Here is a 1,132-nt window from a genome sequence, read left to right as displayed (position 1 = left end):
AAAACTAAATATGACCCGACCAGACAAATGATTCAGGAATTTCAGTGCCTGAAAGTGGCCTTTGATGGCTGGCGGCCAGCGTATTGTTTATTTCTAGAGGCCAAAGCGCGGTATGACCAGTTTTTTGATAGCGATGGTAAACCCAAAAGGTGGTGGAAAGGCCGTATATCAGGGAAAAACCAAGCAGATAGGCAACAAGCTGTATGTGATGCATTAGATGAAACGCCTCATGTGGAGTGGCATTTTTTACAGCCTGTCAGCTATGGATATTTTAAAACGCTATTTATTGAACATAAAAATATCAGTGTTTATTATACTCCTTGCAAAGATTTAATTTAATTCGAGGTCAACGATGGCAATAATTAATTTGGAAATCAATGTGCGTTATGAACAACAGGAAACTATTACCTTAAATATGGTGTTAATGGATTTATTTCATATTACACGGCAGATTGATATTTTTTTCGGGCAGAAAAAGACGTGGTACTTAACAGGTTACTCTAGAAAACAGGCTCTACAACATATTGTGTTTGATGAACAGGGACCAACTGAAGTTGCTATCAAAGACTTTGAAAAAGAATATAAGAAAAGTTTTCCTTTTTTCAATAATGCTATATGGGATGGTGAAAATGATGAATTATCTAGTAGCATTGATTATTATAAATCGAAGCCAAACCATCCTAACAAGGTTTGGTTAATATTAAACTTAAGAATTGACAGTACCAAACTTGATACTTCCCGATTAATTGATTTAGTTAAATATTTAGCGACTAGTCGTGATTTTCCGTATATTCAAGTAGAAACCAACGGCTATATCTTAAAAGGCAAACAAGTTTTCCCTGATCGCTTAAGCGTCGGTTGGATGCTTTACCAGCCCCGTATTATTGATAAATCCTATCTTCCTATGGCGGAGGATGTGCTTCCTGTGTATCAAAATAATGAACAGATCGGCACGTTGATTATTACCAAAAAAGGTATTTTTGATGGCAGAAATCAGGATGATATTGATAAATCCAATGATGTTGAAGTTCAGTTGGTGAATCTGGGATTACTGCCATTAATTACCGAAGTTTAATGAGGGATGATATTATTTGCCAATTGAAAAACGATGGGGAACTTTCATGTTAAAATC

2 protein-coding genes are annotated in these 1,132 nt (G+C 35.8%); both read left to right on the top strand.

Annotated elements, in window-relative coordinates; all coding sequences use genetic code 11:
• Nucleotides 1–339, top strand: a 339-nt coding sequence (locus LGZ98_RS23800) for a Tox-REase-5 domain-containing protein (RefSeq protein ID WP_262978737.1), incomplete at its 5' end; no start/stop codon positions are given.
• 13 nt (nt 340–352) lie between these two features.
• On the top strand, nt 353–1,075 hold the full coding sequence (locus LGZ98_RS23795) for an immunity 52 family protein (protein ID WP_262978736.1): 723 nt from the start codon (nt 353–355) through the stop codon (nt 1,073–1,075).
• Nucleotides 1,076–1,132: the final 57 nt, after the last annotated feature.

The organism is Photorhabdus kayaii, assembly GCF_025384895.1.
In the GTDB taxonomy this organism is placed as follows: domain Bacteria; phylum Pseudomonadota; class Gammaproteobacteria; order Enterobacterales; family Enterobacteriaceae; genus Photorhabdus; species Photorhabdus kayaii.
This window is presented reverse-complemented; position numbering and strand designations above follow the sequence as displayed.